Raw genomic sequence first — 14,408 nt, forward strand, 5'->3', positions numbered from 1 at the left:
CGCCGGGCTCATCGTGCTGCTCAGGATTTTTTGCATTTGCCCATACCATTGCCCCGGCCACTTGCCGATCAGTCCTGGCAGGCGATCACCATCACGTCGGGACTCGCATTGGTTGGCGGGCTGACGTTGTTTTCGGTGGCCGATGGTTCATTTTCGCCCTGGGCTGCCTCGCATGGTGTCCGGTTTTTCCTGTTCCTGGCGGTCGCTATCGGAATATCCTACATCCCGGTCACCTTCTACAAGCCTTTGGTCTATCCGGCTCTGGCAGCAAGCCTGCTGCTGCTTGTCGCGGTGCTGTTGCTGGGCGCGATCAAGGGTGGCGCGCGAAGCTGGCTCGACCTTGGGTTCATGCAAATTCAGCCCTCCGAACTCGTAAAGATCGCGCTGCTCGGGGTGCTCGCCCGGTTCTTTGAGACGGTTCCGCCGACCGAGATGCGGTCACTCAGGGCGTTGTGGCCACCCATCGTGCTGACGGCGGTGCCTTTTCTGCTCATCGCGGCTCAACCCGATCTGGGGACGGGTATGTTGCTGCTGCTTAGCGCCGCAATCAGCTGCTTCCTTGCGGGCTTTCCATTGATGTGGTTCGTCGGAGCCGGGCTCGCGATCGCGGTTTCAATCCCGGTCATCTACACGTTCCTGCTGCTTCCGCACCAGCAGCAAAGGCTGACGATCTTTTTGAACCCCCAGGATGACCCGCTTGGCGCGGGGTATCATGTCTCGCAATCGCTGATCGCAATCGGGTCCGGTGGGATTGACGGCAAGGGTTGGCTGGGCGGCAGCCAGAGCCATCTGCAGTATCTGCCCGAAACGCATACCGATTTCATCTTTTCCGCGATTGCCGAAGAGTGGGGCCTGATCGGCGGGATCGTCGTCATCATGCTGTTCGGGCTTTTGGTGCGTTGGGGAATGAAGGTTTCGCGCAAAGCGGGCGGTCGATTTGAAAAGCTGTTCGCGGGAAGCCTGATCAACAGTCTGTATCTTTACATTGCGATCAACCTGATGATGGTGATCGGTCTGGCGCCCGTCGTCGGCATTCCGTTGCCGCTGGTATCTTATGGAGGTTCGGCGATGATGGCCGCGATGCTGTCCATAGGCCTGCTGATGGGAATCGACCGGGCCAATCGGCGCTCCCCCCGCGACATCCGCCCCTGACGGGGGTGGCTATCTCCGCAGAGTTTGGTCGGGGTCGGGGGCCGGGCGGGGGTCGCGTTAGCGCGGCAGCGCCTTGGTTGCGCCTTTTTCCAGCCGAACCCGCGTGATTTTCAGCCCGCTGATCTCTTCGATCGTCAACCGGTATCCTGCAATGTCCAGCCGATCGCCCTTTTCGGGAACAACGCCTTTCTCAGCGAGGACTAGCCCCGCGATGGTAACGATATCTTCCTGTTCGAGGTCGATGTCGTGGTCTTCCGAAAGCTCGGCCAAGGTCACTTCGCCGTCGAGCAAAAGGCTGCCTTCGGGGGTTTCGAAAATCCATTCGGCCTTGGTTTCATCGATCTCTTCGATCAGGTCTTCGACCAGATCATCCATCGTCACAAACCCCAAGGTTCCGCCATATTCATCCACCACCAACGCCGCGTGGGTGCGTTGCTTCTTGAACAGCGCCAGAAGTTCGGTTGCCGTGGTGGTGGCGGCGACCCTGGGGAGCGGCCTGGTGACACCTGATAACGTCGTCAACGTGCCAGACATCCGGGCGCGGATGAAGTCCTTGACGTGCAGCACCCCGCCGATGTCATCGAGCGACCGCGAGTAAACAGGGTAGCGCTGACGCGTGGATGTGCCGAGAAGTGCGGCGATGTCATCGACAGGGGTGTCGAGAGCGATCGCGTGCATCCGCGACCGCGACGTCATCAATTCCTCTGCCGTCCGGTCCTCCATCTCGAAGATGTTCTCGATCAGAATACGTTGAGCTTCGTCGAGTTGGCCGCTCGCGGCAACCTCATCGGTCGCGATCTCGAGTTCCTTGCTGCTGTACAGCAACGAGGTCTTGCCAGGATCGGGGATTCCCAGAATGCGCATCAGCCCGAAAGCGGTCTGGTTCAGCACGAACACCATCGGACGGAAGACAAAACCGAACAATTGCATCAGGGGGTTGATCGACAGGCTCACCTTTTCGGGCAGCTGGAGCGCCAAGGCCTTGGGGATCATCTCACCAAACACGACGTGGAGATAGGTTATGCCGCCCAGCGCGATAACAAAGCCCGCGACGTGCGCCTGATCATAGCTGAATCCGGCACTTTCGAGCCCGGGGTAAAGCCATGCGGCCACCGCTGGCTCACCGTACATGCCAAGTCCGATACTGGCGAGCGTGATGCCAAGCTGGGCAATCGCGATGTAGGAGTCCTTGCCCCCCTCGCGGTCGAACAATTGGACCAGCCAACGCGCGGCAGAGTTGCCGCCCGCCGCGAGGGTCTGCAATCGGCTGCGCCGGGCTCCGACAAGCGCGAATTCAGCAGCAACGAATACGCCGTTGATCGTGATGAGAACCAGGATCACCAGGATCGGAAGCAGATACTCGCTCATACCTCCTGCTCCTCTCGCTGCTCTACCCGGACAAGGACACGCTGGACGGCATATCCGGTCATTTCTTCGACCCGCAGACTGTAGGGCGTGCCCGGGACCAGCATCTTGTCGCCGACCACCGGCAGGCGCCCCAGTTGGTGCCATACCAGCCCGCCGATCGAGTCAGCGCGATCAATTGGCAGCTCGATATCGAACCGGTCGGCAAGCGTTGACAGGCCAACATCGCCGCGCACGCTGCGCCCGCCATCGCGCGCGATGACCAGCTCCTCTTCCTGGTCGAATTCGTCTTGCAGTTCGCCGAACACTTCTTCCAGGGCATCTTCGAGCGTGACCATGCCGGCGATGCTGCCATATTCGTTAATGACCATGGCTGTCCGCCGGCCCTTGTCGCGCAGCGTCTGCCACAGGCGCGGAACGGCCATCATCTCGGCAACGATTAACGGGGATTGTGCCACCGATCCCACCGTCGCCCCCGGGTCGCGTTCGAACGTTGCGAACAATGTCCGCACATGAACGATGCCAACGATGTCTTCGGCATTTTCGCCTGTTACCGGAAAACGCGAAAAGGGTGTGCTGACGACCCTGCCGAGTGCGGCCTCGACCGTTTCGGACGCCTCGACCACGGTCAGCCGGGTGCGCGGTGTCATCACCTCGCGCACGGTGCGCTCGCTGACCTTGAGCGCTCCCGACAGCATGTTGCGCTCATCGGCGTCGATCAGACCACCGGCGGCGCTATCGCGATACAGGCCTTCCAGTTCATCGGGCGAATGGATGTGGGTATGGCTGTGGTCGGTGTTCAGCCGGAACAAGCGCATCAGCGCAAACGCTGTTCCGTTAAAAACGAAGATCAGCGGCTTGAACACCAACAGGCTGGCGCGCATCGGCATCAGCGTCGCCATCGCCAACCGCTCGGGATAGCGCAGCGCCACGGTCTTGGGCAGCAGTTCGCCCAGCACCACCTGCAAAACCGTGACCGCAAGCAGAATAACGATAATCGATGCGGCCGGCCCGCCGATTGGTCCCAGCACCGGTGACAACAAGGGCGTCAGCTGTGCCTGACCATAGGCGCCCGCGATCAGGCTGCTCAGGGTGATGCCGATCTGGCAACCGGCGACATAGGTGTCGAGCCGCTTGGGATCGCGCAGGATCACGAGCAGTCGGTCCGCCGTCCCGTTTCCAGCCTCGGAGATTTCCTGAACCCGCGACTTGCGCGAGCCGACCGTGGCAAACTCCGCCGCCACATAAAGCGCGTTAGCCGCGACCATCAAAAGGATGACGGCTATCGGCATCAGGACACTGCTGAAACTCATAAATCTCCGTCCGAACCGTCAGCAAGACGGGTCCCTTGACCTGAAAACCAACACATCGTCGCAGCAGGCGCTGGCTTCAATCCCCGATGGGTCGGGCCCGCATGCTGAATTCAGACGCCACTAGCGGGTTGTTCGCCAGGCCACCATTCTTTAGTCCTCTCGATCTGTGAGAAAGCGCTAACTTAATCAAGGCCGTGCGCCTTTGCAGTTTTTGGGCGAAATCGAAGCAGACAGAGTTGTGCCGACGCGAGGCAGCAGCGTGATACCCGCGCAGGCTCCCGCCGCACAGTCCAAATCGGGGATCAAAGGTTGCAGCCAAGGGTTTGCGGGCAGGGGCTTAATCGGGTGCTGGCCGCCCCGGTATCAACGGATCGGGTCCTGCCGGGACTATCCCCGTTGGATTGATAAAGTCATGACTTGCGAAGTAGTGATGGCGGATATGCTTGAAGTTCACCGTCTCGGCGATACCGGCCACGTCGTAAAGCCGCCGCGTGAATGCTGAGAGGTTGGGATAATCGGCGATCCGGCGCACATTGCATTTAAAGTGGACGTAATACACCGGATCAAAACGGATCAGGGTTGTCCAGAGCCGGATATCGGCCTCGGTGAGTTGACCGCCGACCAGCCATTCCTGGGCCTCGAGATGCTGCTCCAATTCATCGAGCATCGCAAAAAGAGGTTCGATGGCGTCATCATAGGCACTCTGAGAGGCAGCAAAACCCGCCTTGTAGACGCCATTGTTCACCGCGTCGTACACCTTGTCGTTGAGCGCATCGATCTCTTCGCGATACGGCTGCGGGTACAGATCCAGATCGTTTGCTCCGCATTGATCGAAGGCGGTCCCCAGCATCCGGAGAATGTCAGCGCTTTCGTTGTTCACGATCGTATCGGTCTTGGTGTCCCACAACAGCGGCACCGTGACATGGCCCGAATAGTCGGGCTTGGCCTTGGTGTAGATCTGGTGCAGATTTTCGGCACCCAAAAGCGGATCGGGGGTCACGCATTCGCCGTCACGGAATGACCAGCCACCGTCCTTCATCAACCAGTGGACCACAACCAGTTCGATCGCGCCGGTAAGCCCTTTCAGGTGCCGTGCGATATTGGCGCGGTGCGCCCACGGACAGGCCAGGCTGATATAGAGCCGATAGCGGCCCGGCTCTGCTGCAAAGCCTCCCTTGCCGGTCGGACCAGGCGCACCGTCGGGCGTTATCCAGTTGCGAAAGATGCTGTCGTCCCGCTCGAACGCGCCGCTTTCTTCGTCGCTATAATCCCACTCATCGTGCCATTCGCCGTCCTTGAGGAAACCCATAATCTGACCACCCTTGTTGTGTTGCTATGACCAAAAAGCGAAGCACGCGCGTTTACGTTCCGGGTAATGTTGAAATCACCCACCCAAAGCGAGAATCCAAGCACGAGAACGGCAGGCTCGACAGGCTTCAGCGTCAATTCGGGCCTTGATCAAGCCCGGTTATCTCGCGTGCTTGCAGGAGGGGTGGGCGGCCGCAAAGAGAGTGCCGTGCACTTTGATAGTGGCAGCCAAATGCGCTGGTGCAAGGGCGGTTCGTGTGATGGTGTCACTGTAGCGCGCGCTGCGGGGTACACTGTGTCAAAGGCATCCACATCATGGCTGCAATCTATCGGGAAATGACGCGGTCCGGACCTTTCCCATGACGCAACCAAACATTCCTTCACCGGTATGCTCTTGGTTGCACACATCACCGATCCCGGCCTCGATCATTTTCGCAGCGGTCCGGTGACGCGTCACCAAAATTGACGATTACACCTACGGGTGCGGCACTGACGGTTCCTCCGGGATACCTTGTATGGGAGTCTCAAAGGGTTGCGTATCGGCATCATTTCTCATCTCAAGCACCCCATTGCAGAGCCATTTGCCGGTGGGCTGGAGATGCACACGTTCCTGCTCGCCAAGATGCTGCGGCTGCGCGGTCACGACGTGATTTTGTTCGCCACTGCCAAGTCCGACCCTGATCTGGGGTTAGAGGCGATCTGTTCCGAAACCGCGATCGCGCGGGTCGGAGTTGCCGAAGCTGGCGATGTCGCGTTCTTCCGCGAGCACCACGCCTATCTCACCTTGATGAACGGGCTTCGTACGCGCAACTTCGACGTCATCCATAACAATTCGCTGCATTATCTGCCAGTGTCGATGGCGGACGGGCTGCCGATGCCGATGATCACCACGCTGCACACGCCGCCATTCTGCTGGCTGGAAAGCGGTGTGCGATTGAGCGATAGCCCCAACCATTCGCTGGTGGGGGTTTCGCAGTCGATCCAGCTTCAATGGGCGCATATCAGGGGTGTCGATGCGGTGATCCCCAACGGCATCGATCTCAACAATTTCGCATTTCGGCTTCACGCCGATGCAGATCCCTATCTGGTCTGGTACGGACGGATCGTACCCGAAAAAGGTTTGCACCTGGCAATGGATGCCGCACGGCAGGTCGGGTTGCCGTTGCGGATCGCAGGGCCTGCGCATGACGAGGCCTATTTCCGCGACGAGATCCAGCCGCGGCTAGGGGCCGATGCCCGGCACGAGGGCCATCTTGCGCATGCCGAACTTGCCAATCTGATCGGCGGAGCGCGTGCTTTCCTGTGCTCGCCGATGTGGGATGAGCCCTATGGGCTGGTGGTGGCCGAGGCGCTGGCTTGCGGCGTGCCTGTCGCTGCCTTTGCGCGCGGTGCGATTCCTGAGATCATCGATGCAGGCTCGGGCGTGCTGGCCACGCCCGGCGATGCGGGCTCGCTCGCGCTGGCCACGCTGGCCGCGATGCGGCTCGATCGGCGCGCCTGCCGTGCTCGGGCCTTTGCGATCTGCGATGCCGAGAAGATGATCGATGGTTACGAGGGGATGTATGCGCACATGATCGAGCGCATGCAGGCGCAGGTTCTCGCACCGCGTGCTGGGGCAATTGCGCCGCGGGCAGAGCCCTATCCGCATCACACTCTCCAGACCACAATCCGGGCCATGGTCCATGGGTAACGCGAGTGCGACACGGCTGTGCGTGTGTGTCCCTGCACGCGATGAGGCCGACCGGCTGCCCGTGCTGCTCAAGGCAATCGCGGCGCAGGACTTTCCAGGAGTGATCCCGGTTGCGATCGTCGTCAACAACACGACCGACAACAGCCTTGATGTGCTGGGTCGCTGCTTTGCTGACTATCTTTCCAGGCTCAGTATCGACGTCACCGACGTTCGGTTCGCGCCGCACGAGGCGCATGCAGGATCGGCGCGCGGACTTGCGATGGACCGGGGCGCTGAGATGCTCGGAGACGACGACAGTGCGATCCTGGTCAGCACCGACGCCGATGCACGTCCTCCGGCAAACTGGCTGACGGCGATCGCAACGGGGGTCGCGCGCGGCGCTGACCTGATTGGGGGGCGCATTGCGATTGACCCAAAGGAACCATTGCCTGTCCGGGCCGCCATTCTGCGCGAGGCGCTGGACCGCTATTGGGAGCAGGTGCGTGCGATCGAGGATGAGATCGACCCGGTTGCCTGGGACCTGCCTCCGCGGCACGGCGATCACACTGGCGCAAGTCTGGCGATCACGCTTCGCGCCTATCGCGAATGCGGCGGTGTGCCCAGGATCGGCTCCGGCGAAGACCGCGCACTGGTGATGGCAGCGCTGGCCCGCGGCGCCAAGCTCGCGCATCCTCACGATGTGTGGGTTAACGTCTCACCCAGGCGCGATGGCCGCGCAGCAGGCGGCATGGCAGACGATATGGCGCGGCTGGTGGACGCTGGCGCCGATAGCGCTCCAATCATGATGCCTGATTTCGTTCATTGGCGGGCCCGCGCGGAGTGGCGACGCACGATGCGCACAAGGGCGTCCAGTCCAGCACAAATGGTCCGCGACGAGGCCTTGCTGCCACCTATGCCGCACGACATGGCGCTGGAGGTGATGGCATGACCGCGCGGCCGATCGGCTATTATGTCCACCATCACGGCGCGGGTCACCTGACCCGCGCACGGGTCATCCGCGATGCCACGAACTTGCCGGTAACCATGCTTGGCAGCCGGATTGGCGCAGAGGGCATCGCGCTGCCAGACGACCGGTTGGACGAAGGTTTCGATGGCCGGGATCACGCGGCTGACCGCCCCAAGGTGCTGCACTACGCCCCGCTCGACCACGACGGCATCCGCAGCCGCGTTGCCCGCATCGCCCAGTGGATCGAGCACGCCCGCCCGGCGCTGATGATCGTGGATGTATCGGTCGAGGTGGCGATGCTGGCGCGGCTGGCGTCGGTACCCGTGCTCAATGTCCGTCTCAGCGGTCGGCGCGATGACCCTGCGCACCTCGAGGCGTTTCGCGGCGCACAGGCACTGATCGCGCCGTTCGCGCGAGAGATCGAACATCCGACTACACCCGAGTGGGTTTGCGCAAAGACGTTTTATGCGCCGGGACTCACCGATGCCGCGCCGGTACAGAGCACCGCGAGTGGCGGCGTGCTGGTGATCCTGGGCGAAGGCGGGACATCGCTCACCGCGCAGGCGATCGCAGAGGCCGCCAGCGCCTGCCCGCAGCACCAATGGCGGGTTGTCGGGAACATGTCCGCGCCGCCCGCTTGCCCCACCAATCTGGTGTTCGCGGGCTGGTGCGAGTCTGTCGGCAACGAGGTCGCCAACGCCTCGGTCGTGGTCGGAGCAGCAGGCAATGGCGTCGTCGGGCTGGTGATGGCGTCCGACCGCCCTTTCGTGTGCATCCCGGAGCCGCGCCCGTTCGGGGAGCAGCATGCGACTGCATCCGGGTTGCAGCTTGCTGGCGCGGCCATCATTCACCCGTCATGGCCGGATGCGCAGGATTGGCCCGCGATCATCGCATCGGCGCTTGCGCTTGACCCGGCGGTGCGCCGGACGATGTACGACCCGCAAGCCGCGAGCAAGCTTGCTCGCTGGCTGGAGGAACAGGCCTCTGCCCGGGGCACCCAGGAGATGGCAGCATGAGCATGGCCAGCCTGCCTGTCCCGGCATCTCCTGATTGTGTCGCCGCCGCAGCAGCCCTTGCAGAAAGGCTTGGCCATCTGGGCGCGCGCTACGATGCCGCGCCGGTCTATCCTGCCGACAGCATCGCGCTGATCGTGCGGGCAGGGCTGCACCGGACCTTCGCGCCGGTTGCAAGTGGCGGACATCGGTTCGCAGGCGAGGCAGCGCGCCACCTGGCAATGCTGGACGTTCTGCGGATCATCGGCCGCGCCGACCTCAGCGTCGGCAGGCTGTATGAAGGGCATGTCAACGCGTTGCTGCTGTTCGGCTGGTACGCCACGCCCGTTCAATTGAAGGCGCTCGACCGCTCGCTCGCTGCAGGTTCCATCCATGGCGTTTGGGCGACCGAGCCACCTCCAGGAGTTGCTATCACCGAGTCAGCAAACGGCCCTGTGCTGAAGGGGGGCAAGTCGTTCGCCACCGGCGCGGGCGGAAACTCCCATGCCCTGATCACTGCGCGCAGACCAAGTGGCGAGACCCAGCTGGTGATCGTGCGCGCCGATGACCCCGAGCGCGCCGACCTGTCGAACTGGCGGGTCCGTGGAATGCGCGCGACCGGCAGCGGCAGCTATGCGCTCGATGGGATCGCGGTGACGCACGAAGACTGCCTGGGCGAGGCGGGTGTGTACCACAGCGACCCGTGGTTCACGACCGGCGCGTGGCGTTTCACCGCAGTCCAGCTTGGCGGGATTGAAGGATTGCTAACCGAAATCCGCACGGCGATGCGTCCGGCAGCGCGCGAGGACTCTGTCCAGCGCGCGCGATTTGCCGATGCTGTCGCGGCCACCCGCACCGCCTATCTGTGGGTCCGCGAATGCGCGCTGCGCGCCGCGTCGCAAGATGCCGATGGCCCGGCATTCGCGCAGATGACGCGCGGGATCGTCGAGCGCGCAGGGCTCGACGTGATGGAGGCGGCAGCGCGGATCACCGGCACCTACAGCGCGCTGGACGGAACCCGGATCGACAAGATCAGTCGCGATCTCAGCCTCTATCTGCGCCAGGCAGGACCTGATTACGCGCGCGACCAGGCGGCGCAGGCTTGGCTAGAGCGCGATCCGTGGGGTCATAGGGACCGGTTGTGGTAGACGGGCAATTGAGCGCGCGCAGCCTCTCGGCGCAGCCGTGGCGCAATTTGCGCTGGCTGGTTATCGCGCCGCACCCGGATGACGAGACGCTGGGTGCGGGCGCGCTGATCCACCAGACCGCGCGCGAGAATCGGCTGGCAGCCATCGCCTATTTGACCGACGGCTCAGGCTCGCACCCCGCTAGCGCGGGCCGCGGGCTGGTGAGCGCTCGCAAGCGAGAGGCGGCACTGGCGATACGGCGTCTGGCGGGCGGGCCGGTCAAGACGCTGCATCTCGGCTGGCGCGATGCATCGCCGGCGTGTCCTGGCGAAGCGCTGTTCGAGCGGACCTGCAGGCGGCTGGCGCGGTTGTGCGAAACGCGTCGGGTGGATGCGATCGCGGTAACCGCATTGCACGAGCCGCATTGCGACCACGCCGCTGCAGCCAGGCTGGCCTATGCCGTACGCGATCGCACCAGGCGATTGCTGAGAGTCGCTGAATACATCGTTTGGGCAGAGCGACCTTCATCCCATGACGGCCAGCGATACAGATCTCAGCCCATGCCCCCAGGGCGACGCCGTCACGCGCTCGCCGCGCACCGCAGCCAGACCGGAGCATCGCAGGGCCCCGGGTTCCGATTGCCGCGTTCTTTCAGGCGGATGGCGGGCATCGATATTCTGTATCACACCGGAGAGTGACCATGCGGCACCAGACCAGCCTTGATGCGAAATATTTCGAACAGATGTTCCGCGACAAGCCCGACCCCTGGGGCTTTGAGACCAGCGCTTACGAGCAGGCGAAATATGCGCGTACGCTCGAGGCGCTGGGTGACCGCCGGTTCGATCGTGCACTTGAGGTCGGCTGCGCGAACGGCGTGCTGACCGCACTGCTGGCACCATATTGCGATCGGCTGCTGGCGATTGATATCAGCGAGACGGCGCTTAGGCTTGCGCGCGAACGTTGCAGCGACCTTGCCGATGTCGCGTTCGAGCAGCTTGCGTTTCCCCGGCAGACGCCGGAGGAAAAATCGTTCGATCTGCTGCTGCTGTCCGAGGTCGTCTATTACTGGGACGATGGCGATTTGGAACGCGCCGCCGAGTGGATAGCGCGCACCGTGGTTCCCGGCGGCAAGGTGCTGCTGGTTCATTGGACGGGGGAAACCGACTATCCGCAAAGTGGCGATGAAGCGGTGGAGAAGCTCTACGCGATGCTGACTGACCGGATCGACCTGGTGCGCACCGATCGGCAGCCCGAATATCGGCTCGATCTGTGGCGGATCAGTGCATGATGTCGGTCCTGACCATTGTCCGAAACCGCGCCGGTCATCTGGCGCAACTCGTCGAAGGGCTGCGCCGCAGTATTCAGTTTCCTGCCGAACTGGTGGTGGTGGACATGGCGAGCGATCCTCCGGTCGAGGAGTTCGACGCTGACTTTCCTGTCCGCGTGACGCATCTGGCTAGCGAGCGCTTGCCGCTGGCCCAAGCGCGCAACCTCGCCGCGCGCCATGCATCTAGCGAAAACCTACTGTTTCTCGATGTCGACTGTATTCCCATGCGCGCGCTCACCGGGGCGATCGATCAGGCGCTGGATCAGAATGACGCGCTGATCTGTGCCGAGGTGCTCTATCTTGGCCCTGATGATGCACGCGGGGAATGGGTCGAGGAGGATCTGGCAGGATCGGGCAAACCGCATCCCGCGCGCGAATTTCCCGCGCATGGCATGCGCGCAGAATCCAATCCGGGGCTGTTCTGGTCGCTGGCGTTCGGTATCCGCCGCGCACGGTTCGAAACGCTGGGCGGTTTCGACGAAGCCTATCGGGGCTATGGCGGCGAGGACACCGACTTCGGCTTCCGTGCCGATGCTGCAGGGCTACCGCTGCTGTTTATGGGAGGGCCTGGCGCCTTTCACCAGCACCACCCCAGCCCCAATCCACCGCTTCAGCATTTTGATGACATCGTGCGCAATGCGCAACTCTTCCGCGCGCGGTGGGGCTTCTGGCCAATGGAGGGCTGGTTGCAGCAATTCGAGGCGATGGGCCTGCTTCGCATCGAACCGTCATCGTTGCATGTGCTACGCCGGCCCGCCGGGTCATAGCGGGTGCGGACCCGTCAAAATGTTCCGGGCCTGGGGTACGGGATGTCCCGGGCAGGGAGTACGGGCATACCGGGGGGGCAGGCTTGGCGGGAACCCCACCATCGCTTGCTCGTTCAGATCTCATGACCGCAGTCACAGCCAGACAAACATTGCTGCTCGAAATCAGGCGGCCGAAGATACTCTTTGCCGTCAGTCTGACTCCGACCGGGATCCTGGCCATCGGTGCGCTTACATCAGGCATTCTTCTCGCGACCAGCGTCCTCGTAAAAACGTCCATCAAAGGGTCCGCACAGCCCAAGCGAGGGTGACGTCGGGCAGTTCCTTCTAAGTGCATGTGCTTGCTAGCGTTTCTAAAGTCGGGGTCGTCGGATGTGAGCATTCGCCCTCCTGAAACTAATGCGCACCAGCTAATCTAATTTCTCGAACTTTCAAAATCTCTTGAAACATCGGGGTCGTCGGCTATGGGTCTGCAATGCAACCCGCCGAACCGCCCGCGCTGTCGATTCCCGAGCAGCAGATGATCGACCTGATTGGCGACCAGCTCAAATACCATCGCTTTGCTCGCCCGGCGGGGCGATTGTTCGGATATGCAATCGTCACCGGTGAGGCGTTCACGTCGCAACAGGCAGAGGAGGCGCTCGGGATGAGCGCTGGCTCCGTGAGCAGCGGATTGAAGCCGTTGCTCGATATGCGGCTGTTGCGCCGGGTCGATGTGCGCGGTGACCGGCGTCATCACTATGTTCATGACGAAACCGCGCTCGACCGGATGCTCGAGGTCTCCATTGTCGCGATGGAACGCCACCGCGCCCAGATCCAGCAGCGGTTGCGCTCAGTGACCCGGCCAGGGGCCGCCAAGCGGATCGAGCGCCTGTGCCGCATGTCCGAGATCATCGGCGAGACGATGCAGGAGGCTGCGCGGCGTTTCAGCAGCGAACACGATGATTAAAGCTGATAACACGACCCGGGAGCGCGCTGGCGCGTTGCTGCGTGCAGGATTGCTGTGCGCAACGTTGGCGGGCTGCGCCGCCGTGCCCACACGTCCCGAGCCGCCAGTGCCGCTGCCCGAGCGCTTTGTCGCGCCTGCAGAGGCACCCGCCGGTGACGCCGTTGCGGTGGCCGATCGCTGGTGGACCAGCTTTGGCGACGAGCGGCTCGAACTGCTGGTCGAAGCGGCAGTGAGCGACAATCCCGCGATCGGCCAAGCGGTCGCGCAGACCGAGATCGCTGCCGCACAGGCGCGGATTGCGCGCGCCGACCTCTTCCCGCAGGTCAGCGCTGCGCTCGCTGCCTCGCGGCAGCGCCAGAACCTTGCCGGGCTCGGCCCGATCGGCGCGCTGCCTGGCACGCCTGGCGGGGATCTGCCGAGCGGTTTCACCTTCAACAATTTCTCGACCGCGCTCGAAGTCCAATGGGAACTCGACATCTGGGGTCTGCTGTCGAGCCAGACCGCTGCCGCGCGCGCCGATTTTCTGGCGAGCGCGGAAAACCTGCGGGCCACCCGGCAGGCGATCGCGGCTCAGGCCGGGCGGCTTTATTTTCAGGTCGTCGAGTCGCGCGCACAGCTCGCGGTCGCGCAGACAACCGAAGCAGCGCTGACCGAGATCGAGCGGCAGATCGCCAACCGCGCCCGCGCAGGGATCGCCCCGCCCAGCGATCAGCTGCTCGCGAGCGCCAATCTGGGAGCCGCGCAGGCCGGGGTCGAGCAGCGCCGCGAAGCGCTCGAGCAAGCGACCCGGCAGTTCGAAATTTTGCTGCGCGACTATCCCGCCGGCACCATCGCCACCCCCGACACGCTGCCCGCGGTCCCTCCGCCGCCGCCCGCGGGCTTGCCTGCCGACCTCCTCGTGCGCCGCCCTGATGTCGCCGCCGCCGAACTATCACTGCACGCCGCAGGATACCGGCTCGAGGCCAGCCGGCGCTCCTTCCTGCCCGGAATCGGGTTGACCGGATCGATCGGCACCGCGAGCCAGGATATCGGCCGGCTGTTTGACCCCGGTTCGCTGGTCTGGACCATCGCCGGGCGATTGCTCCAGCCGATCTTCCAGGGCGGGCGGCTGCGCGCGCAGGTCCGCAGCGCCGAAGGCCAGCGCGACGAGGCGCTCGAGGTCTACGCCGAAGTCGCGCTACAGGCGCTCTCCGAGGTCGAGACTGCGCTCGCCATCGAGCAGGTGCTGGCCCGCCGCGAGGCTGCTTCGGACACCGCCGCCCGCGCCGCCGAAGGCGCGGTCGAGATCGCCTTCAACCGGTATCGCGAGGGGCTCGACCCCTTTCTCAACGTGCTCGAGGCGCAGCAGCGCGCGCTGGACAGCCGCAGCGCACAGATCGCCACCCGGCGGGCCAGGCTCGAAAACCGGATCAACCTCCATCTTGCGCTGGGCGGCGATTTCGTCGCGCCCGCCGAAGCGACCAGGAATTGACACG

At 63.3% G+C, this 14,408-nt stretch carries 13 protein-coding genes; 10 read left to right on the forward strand and 3 right to left on the reverse strand.

From position 1 onward, the window contains the following. Positions 1-48 precede the first annotated feature (48 nt). Positions 49-1,152: a rod shape-determining protein RodA gene (gene rodA / locus IEW00_RS10665; RefSeq protein WP_229736965.1), complete on the forward strand. Its 1,104-nt coding sequence runs from the start codon at positions 49-51 to the stop codon at positions 1,150-1,152. Between the two features lie 57 nt (positions 1,153-1,209). Here rodA and IEW00_RS10670 read toward each other — a convergent pair whose 3' ends face one another. From IEW00_RS10670 to IEW00_RS10680, 3 genes are all read right to left on the reverse strand, one after another. After that, positions 1,210-2,520, reverse strand: a complete 1,311-nt coding sequence (locus tag IEW00_RS10670; protein WP_188514357.1) for a hemolysin family protein — start codon at positions 2,518-2,520, stop codon at positions 1,210-1,212. Next, entirely contained in the window at positions 2,517-3,830 is a 1,314-nt protein-coding gene (locus IEW00_RS10675) for a hemolysin family protein (RefSeq protein ID WP_188514358.1), read from the reverse strand. Before IEW00_RS10675 ends, IEW00_RS10670 begins: the two co-directional genes overlap by 4 nt. 337 nt (positions 3,831-4,167) lie before the next feature. Next, positions 4,168-5,139, reverse strand: coding sequence for a glutathione S-transferase family protein (locus tag IEW00_RS10680; protein ID WP_188514359.1), 972 nt, complete (start codon positions 5,137-5,139; stop codon positions 4,168-4,170). Between the two features lie 531 nt (positions 5,140-5,670). On the opposite strand from IEW00_RS10680, the gene IEW00_RS10685 reads away from it, so the two are divergent. The 9 genes from IEW00_RS10685 (at position 5,671) to IEW00_RS10725 (ending at position 14,404) form a co-directional block, all read left to right on the forward strand. Next, complete coding sequence (locus tag IEW00_RS10685; protein ID WP_188514360.1) at positions 5,671-6,828, forward strand: glycosyltransferase; 1,158 nt, start codon at positions 5,671-5,673, stop codon at positions 6,826-6,828. Continuing rightward, positions 6,821-7,756, forward strand: coding sequence for a glycosyltransferase family 2 protein (locus IEW00_RS10690; RefSeq protein WP_188514361.1), 936 nt, complete (start codon positions 6,821-6,823; stop codon positions 7,754-7,756). Before IEW00_RS10685 ends, IEW00_RS10690 begins: the two co-directional genes overlap by 8 nt. Next, positions 7,753-8,790, forward strand: coding sequence for a glycosyltransferase (locus IEW00_RS10695; protein WP_188514362.1), 1,038 nt, complete (start codon positions 7,753-7,755; stop codon positions 8,788-8,790). Before IEW00_RS10690 ends, IEW00_RS10695 begins: the two co-directional genes overlap by 4 nt. Continuing rightward, positions 8,787-9,914: an acyl-CoA dehydrogenase family protein gene (locus IEW00_RS10700; protein ID WP_229736967.1), complete on the forward strand. Its 1,128-nt coding sequence runs from the start codon at positions 8,787-8,789 to the stop codon at positions 9,912-9,914. The genes IEW00_RS10695 and IEW00_RS10700 overlap by 4 nt, the downstream gene beginning before the upstream one ends. Continuing rightward, positions 9,908-10,591: a PIG-L deacetylase family protein gene (locus IEW00_RS10705; RefSeq protein WP_229736968.1), complete on the forward strand. Its 684-nt coding sequence runs from the start codon at positions 9,908-9,910 to the stop codon at positions 10,589-10,591. Before IEW00_RS10700 ends, IEW00_RS10705 begins: the two co-directional genes overlap by 7 nt. 2 nt (positions 10,592-10,593) lie before the next feature. After that, positions 10,594-11,181, forward strand: coding sequence for a class I SAM-dependent DNA methyltransferase (locus tag IEW00_RS10710; RefSeq protein ID WP_188514363.1), 588 nt, complete (start codon positions 10,594-10,596; stop codon positions 11,179-11,181). After that, on the forward strand, positions 11,178-11,987 hold the full coding sequence (locus IEW00_RS10715; protein ID WP_188514364.1) for a glycosyltransferase family 2 protein: 810 nt from the start codon (positions 11,178-11,180) through the stop codon (positions 11,985-11,987). Before IEW00_RS10710 ends, IEW00_RS10715 begins: the two co-directional genes overlap by 4 nt. Before the next feature lie 472 nt (positions 11,988-12,459). Continuing rightward, positions 12,460-12,933, forward strand: coding sequence for a MarR family transcriptional regulator (locus tag IEW00_RS10720; RefSeq protein ID WP_188514365.1), 474 nt, complete (start codon positions 12,460-12,462; stop codon positions 12,931-12,933). Beyond that, positions 12,926-14,404, forward strand: a complete 1,479-nt coding sequence (locus tag IEW00_RS10725; protein ID WP_188514366.1) for an efflux transporter outer membrane subunit — start codon at positions 12,926-12,928, stop codon at positions 14,402-14,404. Before IEW00_RS10720 ends, IEW00_RS10725 begins: the two co-directional genes overlap by 8 nt. Positions 14,405-14,408 lie beyond the last annotated feature (4 nt).

Source organism: Blastomonas aquatica, from assembly GCF_014639875.1.
Lineage (GTDB): Bacteria > Pseudomonadota > Alphaproteobacteria > Sphingomonadales > Sphingomonadaceae > Blastomonas > Blastomonas aquatica.

Coding starts and splice junctions, on each gene's coding strand:
- IEW00_RS10670 (WP_188514357.1), bottom strand. CDS start 2,520: ATGAGCGAGTATCTGCTTCCGATCCTGGTGATCCTGGTTCTCATCACG.
- IEW00_RS10675 (WP_188514358.1), bottom strand. CDS start 3,830: ATGAGTTTCAGCAGTGTCCTGATGCCGATAGCCGTCATCCTTTTGATG.
- IEW00_RS10680 (WP_188514359.1), bottom strand. CDS start 5,139: ATGGGTTTCCTCAAGGACGGCGAATGGCACGATGAGTGGGATTATAGC.
- IEW00_RS10690 (WP_188514361.1), top strand. CDS start 6,821: ATGGGTAACGCGAGTGCGACACGGCTGTGCGTGTGTGTCCCTGCACGC.
- IEW00_RS10695 (WP_188514362.1), top strand. CDS start 7,753: ATGACCGCGCGGCCGATCGGCTATTATGTCCACCATCACGGCGCGGGT.
- IEW00_RS10700 (WP_229736967.1), top strand. CDS start 8,787: ATGAGCATGGCCAGCCTGCCTGTCCCGGCATCTCCTGATTGTGTCGCC.
- IEW00_RS10710 (WP_188514363.1), top strand. CDS start 10,594: ATGCGGCACCAGACCAGCCTTGATGCGAAATATTTCGAACAGATGTTC.
- IEW00_RS10715 (WP_188514364.1), top strand. CDS start 11,178: ATGATGTCGGTCCTGACCATTGTCCGAAACCGCGCCGGTCATCTGGCG.
- IEW00_RS10720 (WP_188514365.1), top strand. CDS start 12,460: ATGCAACCCGCCGAACCGCCCGCGCTGTCGATTCCCGAGCAGCAGATG.
- IEW00_RS10725 (WP_188514366.1), top strand. CDS start 12,926: ATGATTAAAGCTGATAACACGACCCGGGAGCGCGCTGGCGCGTTGCTG.